Source organism: Actinomycetospora sp. TBRC 11914 (assembly GCF_012933465.1).
In the GTDB taxonomy this organism is placed as follows: domain Bacteria; phylum Actinomycetota; class Actinomycetes; order Mycobacteriales; family Pseudonocardiaceae; genus Actinomycetospora.
This window is the reverse complement of sequence record NZ_JABBND010000011.1, coordinates 139,173-160,776: the sequence shown is the minus strand read 5'-3', so window position 1 is coordinate 160,776 and position 21,604 is coordinate 139,173. Positions and strand designations below refer to the sequence as shown.

Here is a 21,604-nt window from a genome sequence, read left to right as displayed (position 1 = left end):
CGACGAGGGGGCGCATCCGTGGTCGACACGTCAACCGCGACCGTCACGGAGTCCGACACCGACCGCGGGCGACGCCCACGGTCCCGCGGCCGGGTCCCGGGTGAGGCTGGCATCTGGATCCTGGTCCTCTCCGACATGGCCGTGTTCGCCGCGTTCTTCGGCGTCTTCCTCGTCGTGCGCATCGGGCAACCCCAGGTGTTCGCGGCCTCCAGGACGCAGCTCGAGGTCCCCCTCGGACTCGTCGACACGATCGTTCTCCTGACGAGCTCGCTGCTCGTCGCCCTGGCGGTCCGCAGGGTCCGTGCGGGTCGTCGGGCGTTCGCCGGCCGTCTGCTGGTCGCCGCCGCCGCGGGCGGTGTCGTGTTCCTCGCGCTCAAGGTCACCGAGTACAGCATCGTCATCGGCGAAGGTCACGCGCCGTCGAGCAACGACTTCTTCCTGTACTACTTCGTCCTGACCGGCATCCACCTGACCCACGTCCTCATCGGACTCGGCGGTCTCGCGATCGCCCGGTCAGCCGTGCGACGTCCCGTTCCGAGCCCCGATCTCGGGCGCACCGTCGAGAACGCGGCGAGCTTCTGGCACATGGTGGACCTGCTCTGGATCGTTCTGTTCGCCCTCTTCTACCTGGTGGCCTGACATGACTGCGGCACTCCTCAAGGACCGCCTCGCCCTGGTGTGGGCCGGCCTCGTCATCGCGACGATCGTGTCGGTCCTCGTCGGACACGACCACGCGGCCCTCGGTCAGGCGGGCGCGGTGATCGTCCTCGTGATCGCCCTGGTCAAGGCCCGCTACGTCGGGCTGGAGTTCATGGAGCTCAGGACGGCGCCGCGGGTGTTGCGCGGGCTCTTCGAGGCCTGGTGCCTGGTCGTGGCCGCCATGGTCGTCGTGCTCTTCCTCGTGGGCAGCTGAGGGCCCGTCGCGGAGTGATCGTCCACCGCCGGCCACGGGAGTGCCGAGGGTGTCGTCGGAGCCGGCGACGATCGGATCGACGTCCCTCGGGTCGTCGTCGGGGATACACCCCGCTCCCGGGCTCAGGTCGCGTCGACCCGGTACTCGTCCGGATCGGCCGCCAGGGTCCGCTGCCAGTAGTCGACGTACTTCCACGGGCTCGACACGACGATGCGCCCCGCGTCGTTGCGGAAGTAGTTCGTCATGCCGCGGTGTGACCAGATCGTCCGGTCGAGCGCGGCGTCGAGCTCGCGGTTGTAGTCCCAGAAGACGTCCTCGCGCACCTCCACCGCGGCCGTGTCCGGCTGCATCAGGCGGCCGATGAGCTGCATCGCGTACCGGGTCTGGAACTCGGTGGCGATGATGGCGCTCCCGCCGTGCCCGGCGAACGTGTTCGGACCGTTGAGCATGAACAGGTTGGGGAAGTCGGGAACGGTCACGCCGAGGTAGGCGCGGGCGTCGTCGGTGCCCCAGGTCTCGCGCAGTGTGCGGCCGGAGCGGCCGTGGATCTCCATCGGCGCCAGGAACTGCAGGATCCGGAAGCCGGTGGCGAAGACGACGACGTCGACCGGGTACTCGGCCCCGGAGGCCGTCACCACCCGGTCCGCCTCGAGGCGGGCCACGCTCTCGGTGACGAGTTCGACGTCGTCGCGGGTCATCGTGCGGTACCACCCGTTGTCGATCAGCGGGCGCTTCCCGTACGGCGGGTAGTCGGGCAGGCAGGCGTCGAGGAGGTCCTGGCGGTCGCCGAGCTCGGACGAGATGTACTTGGTCAGGAACTTGCGGTGCTTGTCGTTCGCGGCGTTGACCGACCGCTCGGGATGCTCCCACTCCGGATCGATCTGCAAGGAGGGGTGCAGGCGGTCCCCGAAGTTCCAGAACGGCCGCAGCCGGTACCAGTGGGCGTAGAACGGCACCTCGGCCATGAGGAGCTTGACGCCGGCGGGGACCTCGGACGTGTACTTGGGGTGCGGCAGGGCCCACTGCTTCGAGCGCTGGAAGACCACGACCTGTTCGGCCTCATCGACGATCCGGGGGACGAGCTGCATCGAGCTCGCGCCGGTGCCGATCACCGCCACACGTTTGCCCGCCAGCTCGACGGAGGGGTCCCACGCGGCAGTGTGCATGGCCGGTCCGGCGAACACGGTCTCGCCCGTGGCCTCGACGCCGTCGATCGGCGGGAACGACGGCCGGTTGACCTGACCGACGGCGCTGATGACCGCGTTCGCGGTGATCGTCTCCCGGCGCCCGCCCTCGACGACACCCACGACCCATCGCGAGGCCTCGTCGTCCCAGTCCGCCCGTTCGACCTCGGTGGAGAACCGGATGTGCTTGCGGACGTCATGGTCGTCGGCGAGGCGCTCGAGATACTCCGAGACCTGCCCCCGCTTGGCGAAGTAGCGGTCCCAACCGACGTTCATGTCGAAGGAGAAGCTGTAGAGGTGGCTCGGGGTGTCCACACCACAACCCGGGTAGACGTTCTCGTGCCAGGTGCCGCCGACGGTGGGGTTCTTCTCGATCACCTGATAGGCGATGCCGGCCTGCTGGAGCTTGATCGCGGCACAGAGACCGGACAGACCGGAGCCGATCACGAGGACCGAGAAGTCTTCCGCCGCCGGCGCGGGGGGGAGCTCGACGTCCCTGCTCCGGACACCGAGTTCCTCGGCGAGAAGAGGCCCGTACTCCGGGGGGACCTCCTCGCCCAGCGTGATCTCGAGGATCTCGGCGACCTGGTCGGGCGTGAGCGCCGACGGAACGAGCGCTCCTGCCCGGTACCGTCGGACCGCGTCGAGCGCGGCGTCGCGGATCTCGGTCTGGCGCTCGGGTGGCAGGCCCGAGGAGTCGTTGTCGTCGAGGGGCGGCCCCGGCCGCGGGCGGTACTCGCCCTCGATCCAGCTCCGGTCGCCCGTCAGGTGCACGAGCGTCGCCTGCAGGCTCGGGAGGTTGGCGTCCTCCATGGCGCTGCGCAGGGTGGCGTCGTCGACCTCGCCGTCGGCGGAACCGATGCTGTCGGACTGCGGCATGAGTGAGACGTCCTTTCGACCACGCGGAGGCCGGAGCCCCAGACGCTTTTTGAGCCCAGCCGTCTCAAATACTAGGTCGAGGTGGGTGGGGCGTCAACGCGTCCGGGACGCTCGTTCAGCCGCTGTCGGTCGTCAGGGCGGTGAGCGCCGCGAGCGCCATGCCGCGCAGGATCGTCGGCGCGGAGGGGGCCGACCGGCGGACCGGTGTGACCGCCGACGACATCAACAACCAGTGCAGACCCTCCCGCACCGTGACCAGCTCCTCCCGCTTCCACTCCGGGTAGCACGCGGCGAGGGCCGAGTCCCATCGTTCGAGGTAGAGGCGTTGCCGGCGCTGGTACGTGCGCCGGAACACGTCGGAGAGCGACCGTTCCTCGCGGGACCAGATCACCGCGAGGCGGGGGTGTTCGAGGGCGAACGTGAGGTGGACGTCGATCAGGTGCTCGAGCTCCTCGTCGGGGTCGGTGCGCGGGGACCCGATCCGCAGCAGGAGGTCATCGATGGCGCGGTCGAACAACGCCGAGAGGATCTCCTCCTTGCCGGAGAAGTGCCGGTAGATCGCCGAACCGCTGACCCCGGCCTCCAGGCCGATCGCGTCGACCCCGATGCCCGAGTAGCCGTGCGCGTCGAACAGGCGTTCCGCCGCGTCCAGGATGGCAGCGTCTCGACCCATACCGCGATGTTAACGCGCTGCCCCGGCGAGGCGTCCGACCCACGAACGGGATCGGTGCATCGACGAGGGGACGTTCGCGGCGTCTTCCGGTCGCTCCACGCGCCTGCTAGGCAGTGAACGTTCACTCCGTACTGATGCCGACGGTCGAAGGGGGCGTCATCCATGACGACCAGCCAGGAACGGTCACTGCCCTCGATCGAGGACGTGGAGCCGCGCCGTACCCGGCCGGTCAACGTCTGGGCCGTGGTGGGCGCGGTGATCATCGCGTTCGAGGTCTGGGTGCTGATCCGCTGGGTGTCCGGTCCGTACTTCGTGCGCGTGGACCCGGGGCCGACCGAGCCGCCGATGCTGATGAGGGTCATCCTCGTCGGCTGGCAGGTCGTCAGTATCCCGATCGCGTTGGGGCTCCTGGCCTGGTTCGTGATCCGACCCTGGATGCGGGATCGTCGGGTGGGCGTCGACGGCATCCTCGTCGTCGCGTTCCTGACGATGTGGTGGCAGGACCCGATCTCGTCCTACGGTGGCCACTGGTTCGACTACAACTCCTGGATGATCAACTTCGGGTCGTGGGTGAACAGCATCCCCGGATGGCTGTCCTACGGCGCCCCGGGGCACATGCTCGTCGAGCCCATCCTGTTCACGCCCGGCGCCTACTCCTACATCTTCGTGATCGTCATGTTCCTGGGCTCCTGGTTCATGCGGAAGGTGCAGGCACGGTTCCCGCGTCTCGGCAAGCTCGGCATGATCGGCGCGCTGTACGTCTTCATGATGCTGTTCGACTTCGTGCTGGAGGGGATCCTCTGGCTGCCGATGGGGATCTTCCACTACGCCGGTGGCTACCTGCAGACCTTCCCGGACAGCTACTTCGCGTTCCCCCTGCACGAGGCCCTGTCGATCGGCGCGACGTTCACCGCGGTCGCGGCGCTGAGGTACTACACCGACGACAAGGGCCAGACCCTGATGGAGCGCGGGTCGGAGGACCTCGAGGGCGGCGAGGGCCGCAAGGTGATCGTGCGCTGCTTCGCCGCGATCGCGGCGGTCCAGGTCGCTTTCCTGCTGACCTACAACGTGCCCAACTTCTTCGTCGGCATCCACTCCGACACGTGGAACGAGGACACGCAGAAGCGCTCGTACTTCATGAACGGGCTCTGCGGCACCGGGACCGACCGCGCGTGCCCCGGCCCGACGGTGCCGCTCTCGCGCGGCAACTCGTCCTACGCCCAGCCCGGCGGGGGTGTCGACGCGAACGGGAACCAGGTCCCGGCGAACGTCCCCTTCTCCCCGGGTGGCTGAGGGTCCCGAGGGGCCGGGAGCGAACGACCGACCCGATCTCCGCCTGCGGCGCCTCACCCTGCTGGCGGGCGCGATCGCGGGGCGCCGCATGCACGTCAGGGCGGACGACGTCGCCCGGGCGTGGAACGATCGCGAGACGGTCGTGCTGCCCACCGCACAGCTCCCGACCGCCCGACGGACGGTGGTGCTCCAGGCGGCGCTGGTCGCGGTGGGGAGCCTCGACTCCCGACCGATGCGTGCCCTGACCCGGTGCCGGCCCGGGATGTCCGACCGTTTCCTCGTCCTCGAGGCAGCCCGGGCCGCCAGCGTGCTGGCGGACCTGTTGCCGAGGTCCGTGCTCAGCGACCTCGCCGCGACAGTCGGCGACCTGTCGGTGCCGGTCTCGGTGTCCGATTCCCTGGAGCGGGCGCGGTCCGACGAGGCGCTGCCCGGCGTCCCGGAGTGGTACGGGCGTATCCGCGCGCGGGCGCTCGCGCGCAGCGATGCCGAGGACGCGGGGGAGACCGGCGGGGTCGCGCCCTCGGACCGCGACCACGGCGGCACCGCCGGTGAGCAGGCGGTCGACGAGCTCGACGACGAGGAGGCCGAGGACGCCGAGACCGGCGCGATCATGCAGAAGCTGCAGGTGCGGGGGATGAAGAACCCGTTCACCGCGGCGCTGCAGAAGCTGCTGGGCATGGGCGCCGCCCCGTCGTCGGACGAGAACCCCGGCGCCGCCGTCGAGGATCTGCCGGTCGGGAACCGTCGCCAGCGGCGTATCGGGCACGCCGCCGGGCGCCTCCGCACACCGCCCGCCCTCGCTTCCCTGCTGGCGCCGCGGCGGCCGACCGGCACCGTCTACCCCGAGTGGGACCGCGCCCGCGGCCGCTACCGCCCGGACTGGTGCACCGTCACCGAGTTCGACCCGCCCTCGCCCTCCGGCGGCCCCGAGGACCGGCCGCCCGCCTCCGAGCCGGACCCGGCCCTGCGCCGCGAGCTCGCCCGGTTGAGCCTGCACCATGAGCGCCGGCGGCGGTGCGCGGACGGCGACTCGCTCGACCTCACCGCGCTCGTCGACCACCGGATCGCCGTCGCGGCGGGCGATGCCGGGGACCCGGACGTCTGTTCGGGCGTCCGGCGCACCGGACGCGACCTCGCGGTCCTCGTCCTGCTCGACGCCACCGGGTCGGTGGGCGAAGGGGACGTGTTCGCCGAGCAGGTCGAGGTGGCCGCCCGGCTCTCGGCGGGTCTCGAGCAGGTCGGTGACCGCGTCGCGACCTACGGCTTCTCCTCTCGCGGGCGCCGCCAGGTCCGGATGCTGCGGGTCAAGGCCTTCGACGACCGCTGGGACGCCGCCGCCCGACGTCGGATGTCCGCGCTCTCGCCCTCGGGCCACACCCGCCTCGGCGCCGCGGTACGTCACGGTACCCACGTCCTCGCGACACGGGGAGGGACGAGCAACCTCCTGCTCGTCGTCGTCGGGGACGGCCTGCCCCACGACGACGAGTACACCGGCGTCCATGCCCAGGAGGACAGTCGGATGGCCCTCGACGAGGCTGCGCTCGGGGGCATCGGGTGCGTGGGGATCAGCGTGCGCGGCTCGGGCGAGCCGGAGGCGCTCGCGCGCGTGTGGGGCGAGCACCAGCACCGGCCGCTAGGGCGCTACCCGGAACTGGTGGCGCACCTGCGGCCCATGGTCACCGCGGCCCTGCGCAACGCCGCTGCCGGGGGCCGGCGGTCGGTCCGCGCCCGCGCCGGAGCAGGGCCATGACGCCGGTCGTCGCACGGAACGGAGGCTGCATGAGCACGGGGACGACGGGGTCCGGGCCCTACTACCTCGGGATCTCCACGGAGGTCGAGGTGTTCGAGGCCGCCTGGCGACGCGGGCTACCGGTCATGCTCAAGGGCCCGACCGGCTGCGGGAAGACCCGGCTGGTGGAGTCGATGGCCCACCGGTTCGGGGTACCGCTCTACACGGTGTCCTGCCACGAGGACATGACCGCCGCCGACCTCGTCGGACGCTTCGTCCTGACCGGCGGCGACACCGAATGGGTCGACGGCCCACTGACCCGGGGGGTGCGCGAGGGTGGGATCTGCTATCTCGACGAGGTCGTCGAGGCTCGGCAGGACGCGATCGTCGTGGTCCACTCGCTCGCCGACCACCGTCGCGAGCTGACCCTCGAGCGCCTCGGCGGGCAGACGCTCACCGCGGCGGACGGGTTCCAGTTGGTGGTCTCCTACAACCCCGGCTACCAGAGCGTGCTCAAGGACCTCAAGACCTCGACGCGACAGCGGATGGTCGGTATCGAGCTGGGCTTTCCGCCGCTCGACGCGGAGCGCACGATCGTGGCGCGGGAGGCGCGGGTCGGCGATCCCGCGGCCGACGAGCTCGTCCGCTTCGGCACCGCAGTGCGTCGGGCACGGGACGCCGGCCTGCGCGAGGTCGCCTCCACCCGCACGCTCATCGCCGCGGCAGCTCTCATGGGGGAGGGCCTGGCGTTCCGGGACGCCGTGATCGCCGCCGTCGCGACCCCGCTCACCGACGACCCGGAGGTCCGGGAGGGGCTCCTCGAGCTCATCGACACCTACGGTGTCGGCGGCTGACCACCGGGCCCGCCACCGTCCGGTGCCCGCGACGCCACGGAGGTTCCCGCCCCGTCCCGTGTCGCCCCGGTCGGGGACCGGCTCCGACGCGAGGCCGCCGGCCCTTCCCGTCGAGCGGACGTCCTGCTAGGAAGTGAACGATCATTCCGCTCGATCGACACCCGTGACGGGTCCGTCCACGGCGAGTCCGCCCCCGCCCGGCGTCGGGGAACCCGATATAGCGCCGCGAGGCCGGCGACGGCGACCGACGAGCTCCGCTCAGGAGGGTCAACGACGATGAAGCGTTCCTACCTCCGCGCCTGCGCCTGGTCGGGCCCGGTGTGCGCGTTCCTCTGGATCATCGGGCTGCTGTTCTTCGCCCGGTTCATCCCGCCGCCGTCACCTCAGGAGAGCGCGCCGGAGATCGCGACGTTCTTCGCCGGCAACGCTGTCGGAATTCGTTGGGGCATGGTGCTGCTGCTCATCGGCGGGGTGCTCTACCTACCCTGGGTCGCCGTCATCGCCGTGCAGATGAAGCGGATCGAGGGACGGCAGTCGCCGTTGACCTACGTGCAGTTCGGTCTGGGCACCCTGTTCGTGCTCCTGTTCGTGCTCGCGGCGATCTTCTGGCAGACGGCCGCGTACCGCCCGCTCGAGGACGTCGTCTTCACCCAGCGGTTCAACGACATGGGCTGGTTCATGTTCCTCAGCCCGGTACCGATCGTGACGGTGCAGGGGCTGGCGTTGAGCCTGGTGGTCCTCGGCGACCGCTCGGAGAGGCTGTTCCCGCGCTGGTTCGGGTGGTTCAACCTGTGGGCGCAACTCGTGTTCCTGCCCGGCACCGTGATCCCACTGTTCAAGGCGGGACCGGTGACCTGGAACGGCGCCATCGGACTGTGGATCCCGGCGGTGGCGTTCACGGTCTGGATGTGTCTCGTGACCTGGGCCCTGCTGAGGGCTGTCGCTGTCCCGGACGCGGACGCGGACGCGGACGCGGACGTCGAGGTCGGGGCGGGGGAGGATGCGTCGTCCGCGTTCGGTGCGATGGCGTGAGTCCCGCCTAGAAACCGAGGTGGACCAGCACGATCAGCAGCCCGGCGGTCACCACGAGCCAGCCGAGGAAGAGACCGCGCAGGATCGCCGCGGACCGGTGGACCTCCATGAAGGAGGCGCCGACGAGCCCGACCTTGGCGAAGGTGAGCGCGAGGACGACGGACGCGAGGCCCCGCCCGGTCACCGCCTCGCCCCCGATCCCGAAGGCCACGAGGGTGATGACGACGAGGATCGCCCAGACCGCGAGGACGTCCCGCGGGACACGGATGTGCACCGGCGTCATCCCATCAGGTAGTAGAGGCAGAACAGCACGAGCCAGAGCAGATCGACCATGTGCCAGTACACGGCCCCGCTGGCGATCATCCGGGCGTCGGTCGGCCGCGCCGGGGTCCGCCCGGCCGCGCGGGCCATCACCGCCAGCACCACCAGCGCGATGAGCACGTGCAGGAGGTGGATGCCGGTGAACACGAAGAAGGTCGCGAAGAACGTCTCCGAGTAGGGCGTGTGGCCGCTCGTGATCAGGTCGGTGTACTCGACGACCTTGTCGACGACGAAGGCCGCCCCGCACAGAGCCGCCAGCCCGAAGGCCGACGGGGCACCGGAGCCTCCCCGTCGGTGGGCGCCGAGACCGGCCGCCACGAACAGCGAGCCGGTCAGGAGCAGGAGAGTGTTCGCGAGCCCGAGACCGGGGTCCAGCGCGGTGTGCGCCGCGGAGAACGCTGCGTGCCGGTCGCGACGCTCGACCAGGAAGGTCGTGAAGAAGACCGTGAACGCACACATGTCGCCCAGCACGAAGACCCACAGCCCGGCCTCGCCCGGGAACCGGGACACCGGCTCCGTCGGCCTCGCGCGTTCGGGGGCTGCGGTCACGGGAGCTCCTCATCGCCGGTGGGTTTCTTGTACCACCCCCCGAGCCTCCTGAGCAAACGATCGTTCACGGCGAGGGCGTCGGTGCCTTGTGGTGGCGTGACCCGGACGATAAGTTTCGGGACGCTTCGTCCCAGAGCTCTCGCCCGGCCTCGCCGAGGAGGCGCCACGTGTACGACCCCGCGGAGTTGCTGGCCACCATCGACGCCCACCGCTGGCCGCTGCTCATCACCTGCGGTCTCGCGATGATCGCCAACTACGTGTGGTTCATCGCGGCCTTCCGGCGTGCACGTCGTGAGCGCGTGTACTCGATCCCGCTCTTCTGCACCTTCTACTGGCTCGCGCACGACTCGTCGCTGGTGTACCGCTTCGAGAAGTGGTTCGTGCAGTACGACAGCTGGTTCATGGAGCTCTTCTGGGTGGCGTTCCTCGCGACGGTGGCCTTCGAGATCGCGTTCGTGGTCCAGGACATCGTCCTCGCCAGGGCCGAGTTGCTTCCCACGTGGAGCCGGCGGGCGTTCACCGTCGCCATGATCGGCACCGCGCTCGTGTCCGCCGTCATCTGGGAGAACGTCAAGTTCATCTTCGACGACGACCTCTACCTCCTCGGCTTCGGGCTCACCATCGCCTCCTACCCGGTGTGCGCGGTGTCGCTGCTGCTGCGTCGGCGATCCGTGGCCGGCCAGGACGTGGTGATGTGGTCCGGGTTCACGGCGATGTCGGCGTGCTACTTCGTCGGGACGAGCGTCTGGCTCACCGACGCCTTCCGCTCCGTGCAGTGGATCCTGCTCGGTGTCGTCTGCACCGTGGCGGGCGTGGCGATGACGATCCTCGTGGCCCGACTGCGCTCCGGGGTGTCGGTCTGGGGGATCGCCCCCGCTCCGACCGCCACCGCGTCGACGTCCGACCCCGGACGTGTGATGGCCCCGGCGGGCGGCGCTCCGTGACCGCCACCGCCCCGCGGCTGGGGCGGGGGACGGTGACCGGCTCGACCGTCCTGCGGCAGCTCACCGTCGAGCGGCTCTGCGCCTGGTGCGGGCCGCTCCTGATGGTCGTGTTCGCGGTCGGTTACGTCGGCCTCATCGGATGGCTCCCCCCGCCCTCGCCCTCGACGAGCCCGGTGCAGATCACGGCCATGTACGAGCAGCACCGTCCGATGATCCTCATGGGTTGCTTCCTGCTGCAGGTCAGCATGGGGATGATCCTGCCGTTCGGGGTCTCGATCGCGGTCCAGTGCCGGCGCATCGAGCGCGACCGCATACCGACGGCGACCTACGTCCAGCTCAGCTCGATCGCGGTCGCGGTGGTCGTCGTCGTGCTCACGGCCGTGTTCTGGGCCGCGGCCGCGTTCCGCGCGGGCACGGTGTCGCCGGAGATCACTTCGTCCGACCACGACCTGGGGTGGTTCCTCTTCCTCTACCCCTGGGTCCCCTTCACGATCTGGATGATCGCGATCGCAGTCCCGATCCTGCAGCAGGACGACAGCGACGAGCCCGTCTACCCGCGTTGGGTGGGGTTCCTGAGTCTCTGGTCCGCGTTCCTCTTCGCCCCGGCCGGCATGATCAGTCTCTTCACCTCCGGCCCCTTCTCGTGGAACGGCGTGATCGCCTTCTACCTGCCGGTCGGGGTCTTCTTCACGTGGCTGGTCGCCATGAGCGTCACCACGCTGCGCGCGATCGGTCTAGCGGAGCGCGTCGCCTCGGACTGCCCGGCGCCCGGCTAGGCGTCGGGGACGACCCCGAGGCGCAGCATCCCGATGGCGGCGTCGGCGATGTCGTCGGCGGTCTGCGTACCGCGGGCGCGGTACCACCGCGAGACCCAGATGCACATGCCGAGCAGGAGTCGGGCCGTGACCACCGGGTCGTCCTTCTCCACGGCCCCGGCCTCCATGGCGCGCGCGACGACGTCGCGCCAGAGGATCTCGTACTCCCGCGCCCAGACCTGCCACCGCCCGTAGACGTCGGGCGGGATGTTCCCCTCGCCGAAGAACACCGGGAGGTAGTTCCGCATGGAGACCGCCGCTCGGATCTGGATCCGGAGCAGCTCCCGCATCTGGTCGCCGGGCGCGTCGGGATGGGCGGCGATGACCGCCTGGGCGTCCTCGGTGAGCTGTCGGGTCCCGCGCTCGAAGAGGATGCCGAGGAGGTCGTCCTTGGTCGGGACCGTGCGGTAGAGCGTCGACCGTGACACCGACAGCTTCGCGGCGGTGTCGGCGATCGACACCGCCTCGTACCCACCCTCCGCGAAGAGTTCGGCCACCGCGTCGGCGACCGCGTCACGGTCGATGTCGAGCCGTGGCCGGCCGCGGGGTCGCGGTGACTCGGCCGCATCGACGGCGTGGGCCGTCGAGCCGTTCATCCGTGGATCGGCCACGGGACCTCCTCCTCTCGGGTGGTCGTCTCGAAGTACCTCGGTCCAGGGTAGGCGACCTCGGGCTGCACCTTCCGCTTCCGGTGATCACGATCGCCTCGTCCGCGTGCCGGGACGAGCCGGGTCGCGTGGTGAACGACCGTTGTGCTCGCCCGCGTGACCGTGGACCTCGAGGCGCTACGCGGGCATCTCAGGCGCTCGCCCCGACCGGTCGCGAGGCGAGCTGGCGGCGGTACTGCAGGAAGCGCTTGTTCTGGTTGACCGTGACGACCCCGACGAGCTCGTCCCCGCGGCGGGCCTCGGCGACCAGCGCCGGCCCCGGTCCCTCGTCGACGATCTCGATACGGTCCGCGGAGGCGAGGAACCCGGCCGACTTGATCTTCAAGTCGTACTGGTCGGACCAGAACGTGGGGACGGGGGCGAACGCCGCCCGCTCGTCGACCTCCGCGAGGAGGTTCCCGACGACGGCCCGGGCCATCTCGGCGGCATTGTTCCAGTGCTCGACGGAGACGGCGTCGTCGAGCGCCGGGTGCGGCCAGGCGGCACAGTCGCCCGCCGCCGCGACCGCGGGGTCGTCCACGCTGATGCCGTGGACGTCGGTGAGGACCGCGCCGCGGTGCAGGGTCAGACCCGAGGACGACAGCCACTCCGTGTTCGGCATCGAACCGAGCGAGAGCAGTACCGCGTCCGCCGGGATGGTGGTGCCGTCGTCGAGACGGACCGAGCTCACCGCGCCGTCGTGTCCCTCGAACGCCGCGACCGTCCGGCCCAGGTGCAGGCGGACGCCGTGGTCGGCGTGGACCCTCGCCGTCCGGGCCCCGATCTCGGCGCCGAGCGCCGGCATCGGCTGCGGGCCCATCTCGACGAGGTCGACCTCGAGCCCTCCTGACCGGAGGGCGGCGGCCGCTTCGCACCCGATGAACCCGGCACCGACGACGACCACCCGCGGCCGGCGCGCCAGGTGCGCCCGCAGCCCGACGGCGTCGTCGAGGGTGCGCAGCAGGTGGAAGCCGGAGAGCGCCGGCGGGTCCGGCCACGTCCTCGCCCGGCGCCCGGTCGCGACGACGAGCCGGTCGTACCCGACGGAGGTGCCGTCATCGAGGCCGACCTGGCGTCCGCCCCGGTCGAGGCCGGTCGCCGCGCGCCCGAAGAGGGTCCTGACGGAGTCGAGGGCCGCGGCGGGGAAGGCGCACTCGTCCGGTTCCATCGCGCCGGTGAGGAGCTGCTTGGACACGGGAGGGCGGTTGTAGGGCGCGTGCGGCTCGTCGCCGATCAGCGTGACGTCGTGCCCCTCGTCCCGGTCGAGTACCGCCTCGACCGTCCGCAGCCCGGCCAGTCCGGCCCCGACCACCACGATGCGCGTCGCTGCTGCCATGTCGAACCTCCGCGAGTTGGTCGTGGCGAGACCTGGACTCGTTGCCCGCGATCGCCGATCACCATATATTGCGACAGCCTGGTTCAAAAAGCCATCGTCAGGCCCGGGAGGGGTGCGGAGCGTGCGCAGGGTGCAGGTCGGCGAGGACGTGGCTCTCGCCGTCCAGGATCTCGGGAGCGGGCCGCCGGTGGTGTTCGTGTCCGGTTTCGGGCTCGACCAGTCGCTCTGGGACCGCCAGGTGCGAGCGCTCTCCGGAGGGCACCGCACCGTGTGCGTCGTCCAGCGGGGTCACGGCGACTCGGACGCACCGCTGGAGGGATACGAGCTCGACGGCCTGGTCGACGACCTCGCCGCCGTCCTCGACCATCTCGTGGTGGGCGCCGCGACCGTCGTCGGCCACTCGCTGGGGGGCCTCGTGGCGTTCGGGCTCGCCGCGCGTCGCCCGGACCTGGTCCACGCGCTCGTGCTGGTCTCGTCGAACGGCGTCCGGGCATCACGCAGCGACGACTTCCCGTTCGGCCCCCCGCCCGAGCCCACGCTCGACGCGGTGATCGCCGACGAGGAGGCCGACCGGGCCGGCGCGCGGCGGCGCGGTCTGGCCTGTTTCGGCCGTGAGCCGGGGACGGCCACGGTCGACTGGCTCTTCGGGGTGTCCCTACGGATGCCGTCGTGGGCGGCGGTCGGTTGCTACCGCACCCTGCTGACGACTGATCAGCTCGCCTCGATCGCGGGAGTCGGGATCCCCGTCCTGCAGATCGCCGGGACCGCCGACCCCGTCATGTCCCTCAAGGGCGCGCGATGGCTCGCCGGGCGGCTCGCGAGCGCCCGGCTCGTCGAGCTGGACGGCTGCGGTCACTTCCCGATGCTCGAGGCGCCCGCGGAGTTCGACGCGGCGCTCACGGCGTTCCTCGCCGACCACCCCCCTATTGTGGAACGGGCCGTTCCAGAATAGTCTGCGTCACATCCTCGCGCGCGGAGACGCCGGCCGGTGCAGGGCGGCGCGGGTGTGCGTGCGGGAGAACCACACGTCGATTCCACGAGGACGGGACCCATGGGTGCAGTGGACGGGAAGGTTGCCTTCATCTCGGGTGTGGCCCGGGGGCAGGGTCGTTCGCACGCGGTGCGGCTGGCCGAGGAGGGCGCCGACATCATCGGCTTCGACGTCTGTGAGAACGACCCGGACGTCGAGTACCCGCTGGCGACCCAGGAGGACCTCGATGAGACGGTGCGCCAGGTCGAGAAGACCGGCCAGCGGATCCACGCGGTCAAGGCCGACGTCCGGGACGCGGCCGCGGTGAAGAAGGTCCTCGACGACGGGGTGGCCGAGTTCGGCCGCCTCGACATCGTCCTCGCCAACGCGGGCATCATGCCGATCACCGGCGAGCAGCGGAACCGCCAGAGCGCCTTCGCGACCGCGGTCGAGGTCATGCTCATCGGCACCGCCAACACGATCTTCCCCGCCATCCCGCACCTCCAGGCCCACGGTGAGGGCGGCGTCATCCTCATCACCAGTTCCACGAACGGTGTCGTCGGGGGCATCTCCGAGGGCAACCCCGGGGTCACCGGCTACTCGGCGGCCAAGCACGGGGTGGTCGGCGTCATGCGGACGCTGGCGAACACGCTGGCGCCGCAGAACATCCGGGTGAACACCCTCCATCCGACGGGCGTCAACTCGCCGATGATCGCGAACGAGGCGTTCGGCCGCTACGTCACCGAGCACCCGGACATGGCCGAGAACCTGCAGAACCCGCTGCCGGTGCCGAACGGACTGCTCGACCCGTCGTACGTCACCGACCAGGTGATGCACCTCGTGGGTGAGTCGGGCCGGTACATCACCGGGCAGCGGATCATCTTCGACGGCGGGTTCACCAACTACCGCTGAGCACCGAGCGCGAGCACCGGGAGGCCGAGCCGCCATGACCACGTCGTCCGACACGCCCACGACCGGACGGTCCGCCGAGATCGAGATCCGTTGTCCGGCCGACGGCCGGACGGTGGGATCGGTCCCGGACATGGGTGAGGCCGAGGTCGCCGCCATGGCGTCCCGGCTGCGGGCCGCCCAGCCCGAGTGGCAGGCGCTCGGTCCCCGGAAGCGCGCGGAGTGGCTCCTCCGCTGGAACGACTGGGTACTGGACAACAAGCGGCACCTCCAGGAGATCGTCCAGCTCGAGGGTGGGAAGTCCTGGGGCGACGCCTCGATCGAGCCCCTGGCCGTCACCCAGACCCTGAGGTACGCGGCGGCGAACGGGCCGGCGGCGCTCGGCGACGACCACCCGCGCGCGGTCGGTCTGCCGAACGTCGCCAAGAAGCTGCGGGTCCGGCACCACCCGTATCCGCTCGTCGGCGTGATCTCGCCGTGGAACTACCCGCTCGCGATGCCGATGTTCGACACCCCGTTCGCCCTCGTGGCGGGCTGCGCCGTGCTCTCGAAGCCCTCGGAGGTCACTCCGCTCGCCTGGGTGGAGGCGGTCAAGGGGTGGTCCGAGATCGGGGCGCCGCCGGTGCTCGACGTCGCCACCGGGGGCGGGGCGGCGGGAGCGGCGGTGGTCGACGTCGTGGACATGGTGCAGTTCACGGGCTCCACGGCGACAGGACGGCGGATCGGGGCCCGCGCGGGCGAGCGGCTCATCCCGTGCAGCCTCGAGCTCGGCGGCAAGGACCCGATGATCGTGCTCGCCGACGCGGACCTGGAGCGGGCGGCGAACGGCGCGGTGTGGGGTGGCCTGTTCAACGCCGGCCAGTCGTGCACCGCCATCGAGCGGGTCTACGTCGAGGCGCCCGTGTACGACCGCTTCGTGGAGGTCGTGACCGAGAAGGTCGCCGCCATGCGGCAGGGCATGGACGAGCCCGGATCGTTCCGCACCGACATCGGCGCCCTCGCCACGCAGAGCCAGCTGGACCTGGTCTCGCGGCACGTCGACGAGGCCCTGGCCGGCGGCGCGCGGGCGACCACCGGGGGCCGGGCGGCGGGGGAGGGCTTCCTGTACGAGCCGACGGTGCTCGTCGACGTGGACCAGTCCATGGCATGTGTGCAGGAGGAGACCTTCGGCCCGGTGCTCCCGATCATCAGGGTGGCGGACGCGGACGAGGCGGTCCGTCTCGCGAACGACACGGTCTACGGGCTCTCCGCGAGCATCTGGACCAAGGACGCAGACCGCGCGGACGCGCTGGCCGACCGGCTCCGCGTGGGCGCGGTGAACGTCAACAACTGCATGATCAACGTCTTCCAGTTCCCGCTGCCGCACTCGGGCTGGCAGGAGTCCGGCGTCGGGTCGCGCTTCGGCGGGGCGAAGGGCTTCCTCAAGTTCTGCCGCGACCAGGCCTACGTCACCGAGCGGGTCGAGCCGAGCTCGGAGCTGCTCTGGTACCCGTACACCGCCCGCGTCGGCGGGCTGATGGGGAAGATGGTCAATCTGCTGGCCGCTCGCGACTGGCGCCGCCGCCTGCGGGGCTGACGGCGGCGCCGTCCGGCCTCAGCGCAGCCCGTAGGTCGACGAGATGATCTCCCGCTGGATCTCGTTCGTGCCGGCGTAGATCGTGGGCGAGATGGCCAGCCGGAGCTGGTGCTCCATCCCGTACTCGGTGGCGTAGCCGTAGCCACCCATGAGCTGGACGGCCTCCAGGGCGGTTCGCTTGGCGGTCTCGGTGACCTTCACCTTCGCCATCGAGGTCAGGCGGACCAGGACCTGGGGGTCCGTCGAGCCGGCGACGATGCGCGTGACGACGTCGTAGGTGAGGGCGCGTGCGGACTCGATCTCGATCGCGAGGTCGGCGATCCGGTGCCGGACGGCCTGGAAGCGCCCGATTGCCGTGCCGAACTGCTCGCGCTCGGTCACGTAGGCGAGCAGGTCGTCGAAGGTGCGGCGGGCCATCCCCAGGCCTTGGGCGGCGGCGACGATGCGCTCGCCGTTGAGACCCGCCATGACCTGACCCCAGGCCCGGCCGGGCTCGCCGACCACCGCGCCCTCGTCGAGCTCGACGTCGGTGAAGAAGAGGTCGTTCACCTCCCGACCGCCCATCGTCTCGATCGGGTGGATGGCGAGGCCGGCCACGTCGGCGGGCACGTCGAACATCGTCAGTCCGGCATGCGGCTTGCCCTCGACGCGCTCGGTGCGGGCGACGAGGAGGATGCGCTCGGCGAACTGGGCGTCCGAGCACCAGGTCTTCTGGCCGTTGACGCGCCAGCCGGTCCCGGTCCGCTCCGCTCTGCACGAGATGTTCGCGGCGTCGGAGCCGGCCTGCGGCTCGGAGATGCTGATCGACATGACCGAGCCACCCGAGATCGCGGAGAGGACGTCCTTCTTCTGGTCCTCGGACCCGAACCTCTTGTAGACCCCGGCGACGGTGTGGCTGGTCCCCGCCCCGTGGACCGGGGCGAGTCCGGCGAAGAGCTCCTCGAAGAAGAGGCACTGGTCGACGACGTCGCCTCCGGCGCCGCCGTACTCCTCCGGGATGGCGATCCCGACGTAGCCGGCCTCGGCGAGCTTCGCGTAGAGCTCCGGGCTGTGGGACTCCCGTCCGCCGTCGGTGAGGGCGAGGCGCTGCTCGCGCGTGCCGACCTCACGGCGGCAGAAGTCCCGGAGTGCGGCGATGAGCTCGCGCCGCTCGGTGGTGAGTTCCACGTCCCGCACCTCCATTTGTGAGATATGCTGTCTCAATAAGTATCGACTCCGGATCCGTACGCGTCAACGCGGGTGCGGACAGGCCCGATCCGAGGAGATGACGACGGTGTTCGAACTGACCGAGGAGCAGCGGGACCTGCGCGATCTCGCCGCCCAGGTGGCCCGGGAGGTCTACGCCCCGAAGGCCCTCGAGTGGGATCGCGACCGCACGCCCTTCCCCGAGCTGGAGCGCAAGCGGCTGGCCGACCTCGGTCTCCTGGCCCTCCCGCTGCCCGAGGAGTACGGCGGTGGGGGGCGTCCGCTCTACGACGCCCTCATCGTCATCGAGGAGCTGGCGAAGGCCAATCCGCTCGCGGCGTTCTCGGTGTTCGAGGCCTCGACCGGACCCGCCCGCGTCGTGCACCTGTTCGGCACCGATGCCCAGCGCAAGCAGTTCCTGCCCCCGGTCGCCCGGGGCGAGGTCACGATCGCCATCGCGATCTCCGAGCCCGACGCCGGGTCGGCGGCCACCGACGTCTCGACCACCGGCCGGATCGAGGGCGACGAGATCGTGATCAACGGCTCGAAGCGCTGGAGCTCGGGCGCCGGCCACGCCGAGCAGTACCTCGTGTACGTCAGGCTCGGCTCCGCTCCCGGCGGCAAGGGGATGGGTGCGGTCCTCGTCGACAAGGGCACCCCGGGGTTCACCTTCGGCCCGCAGGAGCGCCTGATGGGCCACCGCGGCGTCGGGTCGGCCGACATGTTCTTCGACGACGTCCGGGTGCCGGTCGAGAACCTCGTCGTCCCCGAGGGCGGCTTCAACAAGCTCTTCACCGCCTTCTCCATCGAGCGGCTCGGGAACAGCACGATGTCCCTCGCGCTCGGGCAGGCGGCGCTCGACCGCACCGCGGCCTACGTGCAGGAGCGCAAGCAGTTCGGCAAGGACATCATCGAGTTCCAGACCGTGCAGGCCAACCTCGCCGACATGGTCGTGCAGGTCGAGGCGGCGCGCCTGCTGATCCGGCGGGCCGCGGAGAACGCCGGTGACGGGGCGCCCGACCCGCTCGAGGCCTCCACGGCCAAGTGCTACGCCAACGAGATGGCCAAGCGCGTCACGGACATGGCCATGCAGCTGCACGGCGGTTACGGGTACTCCGACGAGTACGAGGTCGAGCGGATGCACCGCGACGCTCACGGCTGGGCGATCGCGGGCGGCACGCCGAGCATGCAGCGCACCCGGATCGCCTCGGAGTACCTCAAGCGACGCTTCGACCAGCGCCGCTGACCCGGCGGGGAGCCCCCGTCGCCGCCCGGCGGCGACGGGGGCTGCCCCGGGCGTGGCGGTGTCAGGCCGGCTTCGGCTCCTTGAGCCCGTACGCGCGGGCGATGATGTCGCGCTGGATCTCGTTGGTGCCGGCGAAGATCGGCAGGATGAGCGCGGCGCGCAGGTGGCGCTCCATGTCGAACTCGGTCGAGTAGCCGTAGCCGCCCATCATCTGCATCCCCTCGAGCGCCGCGTGCCGCGCGACCTCGCTCGTCTTGACCTTGGCCATCGACGCGAGCCGGCTGCGCTCGGTGGTCGAGAGATCCCCGGCCGTGAGGCGCTCGGCCACCTCGTAGGTCATGAACCGGGAGGCCTCGATCTCCGTCGCGACGTCGGCGAGCCGGTGACGCAGCGCCTGGAACGACCCGATCGGCCGCCCGAACTGCTTCCGCTCGGTGACGTAGGCGAGCGTGTCCTCGAAGGCGCGCTGCGCGATCCCGAGACCCTGGGCCGCGCAGAGGAGGCGTTCCTCGTCCAGGCCGGCCATGATCTGTGCCCACGCGTCGTCCACGGTGCCCACGACGTTCTCCTCACCGACGACGACGTCGGTGAAGTAGAGGTCGTTGACCTCGCGCCCGGCGAGCGTGGGGATACCCCGAATCTCGAGCCCCTCGGCGTCGGCGGGGACCTCGATCAGGGTCAGACCCCGGTGCCCCCGGCCGCGCTCGCCGGTGCGGGTGACCACGAGGATGCGGTCGGCGTGGTGGGCGGCCGTGCACCAGGTCTTCTGCCCGTTGATCCGGAAACCGCCGTCGACGTGCTCGGCGCGGCACGACACGTTGGCGACGTCCGAGCCGGCCTCGGGCTCCGAGATGCTGATTGAGACGACCCGGCCCGAGGAGATCGCCCCGAGCACCGTCTTCTTCTGTTCCTCGGTGCCGAACTTCCCGTAGATACCGGCGATGATGTGCGAGGGCCCGAGAGCCGACACGGGCGCCATGCCCCGGTTGACCTCCTCGAAGAGGACCATCTTGTCGACGAGCGTGCCGCCGCTGCCGCCGTACTCCTCGGGGATGCCGACGCCGACCCAGCCGGCGTCCGCCATCTCGGCGTAGACGTCCGGGTTGTGCGGCTCGATGCCGCCCCGGGTCAGGTCGGCGCGCTGTTCCGCCGTGCCGACGCGGTCACCGCAGAAGGCACGGACGGCCTTGCGGAAGTCCTCCTGCTCCTCGGTCGCTGCCACGGAGTCTCACCCCTTCGTCTGCGGGAACCGGCGGTCGGGGAAGAGCATCGCGGCGATGCTGTTCTTGAGGACCGCGGGAGCGCCTCCGGCGACGACGCTGGTGATCGCGTCCCGGTGGATGCGCTGGATCGGGTAGTCGGTGGTGACGCCGTAGCCGCCGTGGAGCTCGAGGCTCGCCATGGTCACCTCGGTCATGATCTTGCTGCCGTGCAGCTTGGCCACGGTGACGTCGTGCGCTTGCGGGAACCGGCCGCCCTCGGCAGAGGCACCGGCCCGGTAGGCGAGCAGGCGCTGCGCCTCGATCTTGACCCACATCTCGGCGAGCGAGTGGTAGACCGACTGGAACTCGATGATGTCCCGACCGAAGCTCTGGCGGTTCTGGACGAACGTCGCGGCCTCGTCGTAGGCCGCCTCGGCGAGCCCGAGACACAGCGAGGCGTTGTGGAGCCGTTCCATGTTGAACGCCGACATCAGGCGGGCGAACTGGCCGGCGCCCACGATGAGGTTCTCCGCCGGGACGCGCACATCGTCGAAGTGCAGGTCGCCGTGCGGGATGCCCCGGTCGCCGATGAACTCGGGCCCCTTCGTCGTCGTGAAGCCGGGGGTGTCGGCCTCGACGACGAGGGCGCCGACACCGCGGCCGCCGGGGATGTCGTCGAAGCGCACGAAGGTGGCGTAGAGCTCGTTGACCCCGGACCCGGTGATGTAGGACTTGGAGCCGTTGATCACGTAGTGGTCGCCGTCGCGGTGCGCCGTCGTCTCGAGGTAGGTCAGGTCGGACCCGTGGTTCGGCTCCGTGAGCGCGATCGCGCATCCGAGGTGACCGGCGACGATCTCGGGAAGGTACTTGCGCCGGACCGGCTCGTCACCGAGCAGGATCATCGACACCCCGGGGCCGGTGGTGCAGAACAACGGCTCGGGCGCGATCCAGGTCTGGGCCGTGCGGATGAGCGACGAGACCGCGACGACGTAGTCCAGCGCGGTCTCGCCGCGCCCGCCGTACTCGGTGGGCATCGTGATGCCCAGCAGGCCGGCCTCGCGCATGCGCTCGCAGACCTGGCGGTAGGGAGCGAGGTCCACGCGGTCCCATTCGGCGCCGTCCTCGCGCAGCTCCCGTCCCACGGCCAGGGCTCGCTGCTGGAGATCGAGCTGGTCGGGAGTCAGCGAGAACCCCGCCGCCAGCTGATCAGGACCGACAACACTCACGGCGACTCCGTCCGACGAGGGTGGCGAACGACGACCGGCCGATCTCACGCCCGGCGTGCTCCCCGACAGTAGAATTTTGGGATAGCCAATGTCAATATACGGCGACAGCTGTGGCCGGACC

At 70.7% G+C, this 21,604-nt stretch carries 21 protein-coding genes; 12 read left to right on the top strand and 9 right to left on the bottom strand.

Annotated elements, in window-relative coordinates; all coding sequences use genetic code 11:
* Nucleotides 1–18: 18 nt before the first annotated feature.
* Together HH311_RS18045 and HH311_RS18040 are read left to right on the top strand one after the other, a co-directional pair.
* Complete coding sequence (locus HH311_RS18045) at nucleotides 19–639, top strand: cytochrome c oxidase subunit 3 (protein WP_312030223.1); 621 nt, start codon at nucleotides 19–21, stop codon at nucleotides 637–639.
* Between the two features lies 1 nt (nucleotide 640).
* The gene (locus tag HH311_RS18040; RefSeq protein ID WP_169185065.1) at nucleotides 641–913 is read left to right on the top strand and encodes a cytochrome C oxidase subunit IV family protein; all 273 of its coding nucleotides are present in this window, start codon (nucleotides 641–643) and stop codon (nucleotides 911–913) included.
* 122 nt (nucleotides 914–1,035) lie between these two features.
* Here HH311_RS18040 and HH311_RS18035 read toward each other — a convergent pair whose 3' ends face one another.
* Nucleotides 1,036–2,976 carry an NAD(P)/FAD-dependent oxidoreductase gene (locus HH311_RS18035; protein ID WP_169185064.1) on the bottom strand — a complete coding sequence of 647 codons (1,941 nt, stop codon included), beginning with the start codon at nucleotides 2,974–2,976 and terminating at the stop codon, nucleotides 1,036–1,038.
* Between the two features lie 115 nt (nucleotides 2,977–3,091).
* On the bottom strand, nucleotides 3,092–3,649 hold the full coding sequence (locus tag HH311_RS18030; RefSeq protein ID WP_169185063.1) for a TetR/AcrR family transcriptional regulator: 558 nt from the start codon (nucleotides 3,647–3,649) through the stop codon (nucleotides 3,092–3,094).
* 162 nt (nucleotides 3,650–3,811) lie between these two features.
* Here HH311_RS18030 and HH311_RS18025 point away from each other — a divergent pair, with 162 nt between their 5' ends.
* The 4 genes from HH311_RS18025 (at nucleotide 3,812) to HH311_RS18010 (ending at nucleotide 8,557) form a co-directional block, all read left to right on the top strand.
* Nucleotides 3,812–4,942: a spirocyclase AveC family protein gene (locus HH311_RS18025; RefSeq protein ID WP_169185062.1), complete on the top strand. Its 1,131-nt coding sequence runs from the start codon at nucleotides 3,812–3,814 to the stop codon at nucleotides 4,940–4,942.
* A complete protein-coding gene (locus HH311_RS18020; RefSeq protein ID WP_169185061.1) occupies nucleotides 4,935–6,692 on the top strand; it encodes a nitric oxide reductase activation protein NorD in 1,758 nt (585 codons plus the stop codon). Before HH311_RS18025 ends, HH311_RS18020 begins: the two co-directional genes overlap by 8 nt.
* Nucleotides 6,693–6,721: 29 nt before the next feature.
* Nucleotides 6,722–7,525 carry a CbbQ/NirQ/NorQ/GpvN family protein gene (locus tag HH311_RS18015; RefSeq protein WP_169185060.1) on the top strand — a complete coding sequence of 268 codons (804 nt, stop codon included), beginning with the start codon at nucleotides 6,722–6,724 and terminating at the stop codon, nucleotides 7,523–7,525.
* A 276-nt stretch (nucleotides 7,526–7,801) separates the two neighbouring features.
* Nucleotides 7,802–8,557 carry a hypothetical protein gene (locus HH311_RS18010; protein WP_169185059.1) on the top strand — a complete coding sequence of 252 codons (756 nt, stop codon included), beginning with the start codon at nucleotides 7,802–7,804 and terminating at the stop codon, nucleotides 8,555–8,557.
* A gap of 7 nt (nucleotides 8,558–8,564) precedes the next feature.
* On the opposite strand, the gene HH311_RS18005 is transcribed toward HH311_RS18010, so the two are convergent.
* On the bottom strand, nucleotides 8,565–8,840 hold the full coding sequence (locus tag HH311_RS18005) for a cytochrome C oxidase subunit IV family protein (RefSeq protein WP_169185058.1): 276 nt from the start codon (nucleotides 8,838–8,840) through the stop codon (nucleotides 8,565–8,567).
* Nucleotides 8,837–9,427 (bottom strand): cytochrome c oxidase subunit 3, encoded by a 591-nt coding sequence (locus tag HH311_RS18000; RefSeq protein ID WP_211190427.1) that lies wholly within the window; start codon nucleotides 9,425–9,427, stop codon nucleotides 8,837–8,839. The genes HH311_RS18005 and HH311_RS18000 overlap by 4 nt, the downstream gene beginning before the upstream one ends.
* A gap of 167 nt (nucleotides 9,428–9,594) precedes the next feature.
* On the opposite strand from HH311_RS18000, the gene HH311_RS17995 reads away from it, so the two are divergent.
* The gene (locus HH311_RS17995; RefSeq protein WP_169185057.1) at nucleotides 9,595–10,371 is read left to right on the top strand and encodes a hypothetical protein; all 777 of its coding nucleotides are present in this window, start codon (nucleotides 9,595–9,597) and stop codon (nucleotides 10,369–10,371) included.
* Nucleotides 10,368–11,147, top strand: coding sequence for a hypothetical protein (locus tag HH311_RS17990; protein WP_169185056.1), 780 nt, complete (start codon nucleotides 10,368–10,370; stop codon nucleotides 11,145–11,147). The genes HH311_RS17995 and HH311_RS17990 overlap by 4 nt, the downstream gene beginning before the upstream one ends.
* Here HH311_RS17990 and HH311_RS17985 read toward each other — a convergent pair.
* Together HH311_RS17985 and HH311_RS17980 are read right to left on the bottom strand one after the other, a co-directional pair.
* Nucleotides 11,144–11,797: a TetR/AcrR family transcriptional regulator gene (locus HH311_RS17985; RefSeq protein ID WP_312030222.1), complete on the bottom strand. Its 654-nt coding sequence runs from the start codon at nucleotides 11,795–11,797 to the stop codon at nucleotides 11,144–11,146. The genes HH311_RS17990 and HH311_RS17985 overlap by 4 nt on opposite strands.
* Before the next feature lie 187 nt (nucleotides 11,798–11,984).
* Nucleotides 11,985–13,169, bottom strand: a complete 1,185-nt coding sequence (locus HH311_RS17980; RefSeq protein ID WP_169185055.1) for an NAD(P)/FAD-dependent oxidoreductase — start codon at nucleotides 13,167–13,169, stop codon at nucleotides 11,985–11,987.
* Between the two features lie 121 nt (nucleotides 13,170–13,290).
* Between HH311_RS17980 and HH311_RS17975 the strand changes: the two genes are divergently transcribed.
* The 3 genes from HH311_RS17975 (at nucleotide 13,291) to HH311_RS17965 (ending at nucleotide 16,624) form a co-directional block, all read left to right on the top strand.
* Nucleotides 13,291–14,121 (top strand): alpha/beta fold hydrolase, encoded by an 831-nt coding sequence (locus HH311_RS17975; protein ID WP_312030221.1) that lies wholly within the window; start codon nucleotides 13,291–13,293, stop codon nucleotides 14,119–14,121.
* Between the two features lie 99 nt (nucleotides 14,122–14,220).
* On the top strand, nucleotides 14,221–15,051 hold the full coding sequence (locus HH311_RS17970; protein ID WP_169185053.1) for a mycofactocin-coupled SDR family oxidoreductase: 831 nt from the start codon (nucleotides 14,221–14,223) through the stop codon (nucleotides 15,049–15,051).
* A gap of 34 nt (nucleotides 15,052–15,085) precedes the next feature.
* A complete protein-coding gene (locus HH311_RS17965; RefSeq protein ID WP_169185052.1) occupies nucleotides 15,086–16,624 on the top strand; it encodes an aldehyde dehydrogenase family protein in 1,539 nt (512 codons plus the stop codon).
* Nucleotides 16,625–16,642: 18 nt separating this feature from the next.
* Here HH311_RS17965 and HH311_RS17960 read toward each other — a convergent pair whose 3' ends face one another.
* Nucleotides 16,643–17,791 (bottom strand): acyl-CoA dehydrogenase family protein, encoded by a 1,149-nt coding sequence (locus tag HH311_RS17960; protein ID WP_312030220.1) that lies wholly within the window; start codon nucleotides 17,789–17,791, stop codon nucleotides 16,643–16,645.
* 97 nt (nucleotides 17,792–17,888) lie between these two features.
* Here HH311_RS17960 and HH311_RS17955 point away from each other — a divergent pair, with 97 nt between their 5' ends.
* A complete protein-coding gene (locus HH311_RS17955; RefSeq protein ID WP_169185050.1) occupies nucleotides 17,889–19,055 on the top strand; it encodes an acyl-CoA dehydrogenase family protein in 1,167 nt (388 codons plus the stop codon).
* Nucleotides 19,056–19,116: 61 nt separating this feature from the next.
* Here the strand turns inward: HH311_RS17955 and HH311_RS33385 are convergent, their stop codons facing one another.
* Both HH311_RS33385 and HH311_RS17945 read right to left on the bottom strand, forming a co-directional pair.
* Nucleotides 19,117–20,277: an acyl-CoA dehydrogenase family protein gene (locus HH311_RS33385; RefSeq protein ID WP_169185049.1), complete on the bottom strand. Its 1,161-nt coding sequence runs from the start codon at nucleotides 20,275–20,277 to the stop codon at nucleotides 19,117–19,119.
* A gap of 6 nt (nucleotides 20,278–20,283) precedes the next feature.
* Nucleotides 20,284–21,483 (bottom strand): acyl-CoA dehydrogenase family protein, encoded by a 1,200-nt coding sequence (locus tag HH311_RS17945; RefSeq protein ID WP_211190426.1) that lies wholly within the window; start codon nucleotides 21,481–21,483, stop codon nucleotides 20,284–20,286.
* Nucleotides 21,484–21,604 lie beyond the last annotated feature (121 nt).

Bases quoted from the DNA above. Each gene is read 5' to 3' on its own strand.
- HH311_RS17980 (WP_169185055.1), bottom strand. From the start codon at position 13,169: ATGGCAGCAGCGACGCGCATCGTGGTGGTCGGGGCCGGACTGGCCGGG.
- HH311_RS18010 (WP_169185059.1), top strand. From the start codon at position 7,802: ATGAAGCGTTCCTACCTCCGCGCCTGCGCCTGGTCGGGCCCGGTGTGC.
- HH311_RS18015 (WP_169185060.1), top strand. From the start codon at position 6,722: ATGAGCACGGGGACGACGGGGTCCGGGCCCTACTACCTCGGGATCTCC.
- HH311_RS18030 (WP_169185063.1), bottom strand. From the start codon at position 3,649: ATGGGTCGAGACGCTGCCATCCTGGACGCGGCGGAACGCCTGTTCGAC.
- HH311_RS18005 (WP_169185058.1), bottom strand. From the start codon at position 8,840: ATGACGCCGGTGCACATCCGTGTCCCGCGGGACGTCCTCGCGGTCTGG.
- HH311_RS18025 (WP_169185062.1), top strand. From the start codon at position 3,812: ATGACGACCAGCCAGGAACGGTCACTGCCCTCGATCGAGGACGTGGAG.
- HH311_RS18035 (WP_169185064.1), bottom strand. From the start codon at position 2,976: ATGCCGCAGTCCGACAGCATCGGTTCCGCCGACGGCGAGGTCGACGAC.
- HH311_RS17955 (WP_169185050.1), top strand. From the start codon at position 17,889: ATGACGACGGTGTTCGAACTGACCGAGGAGCAGCGGGACCTGCGCGAT.
- HH311_RS18040 (WP_169185065.1), top strand. From the start codon at position 641: ATGACTGCGGCACTCCTCAAGGACCGCCTCGCCCTGGTGTGGGCCGGC.
- HH311_RS17965 (WP_169185052.1), top strand. From the start codon at position 15,086: ATGACCACGTCGTCCGACACGCCCACGACCGGACGGTCCGCCGAGATC.
- HH311_RS17970 (WP_169185053.1), top strand. From the start codon at position 14,221: ATGGGTGCAGTGGACGGGAAGGTTGCCTTCATCTCGGGTGTGGCCCGG.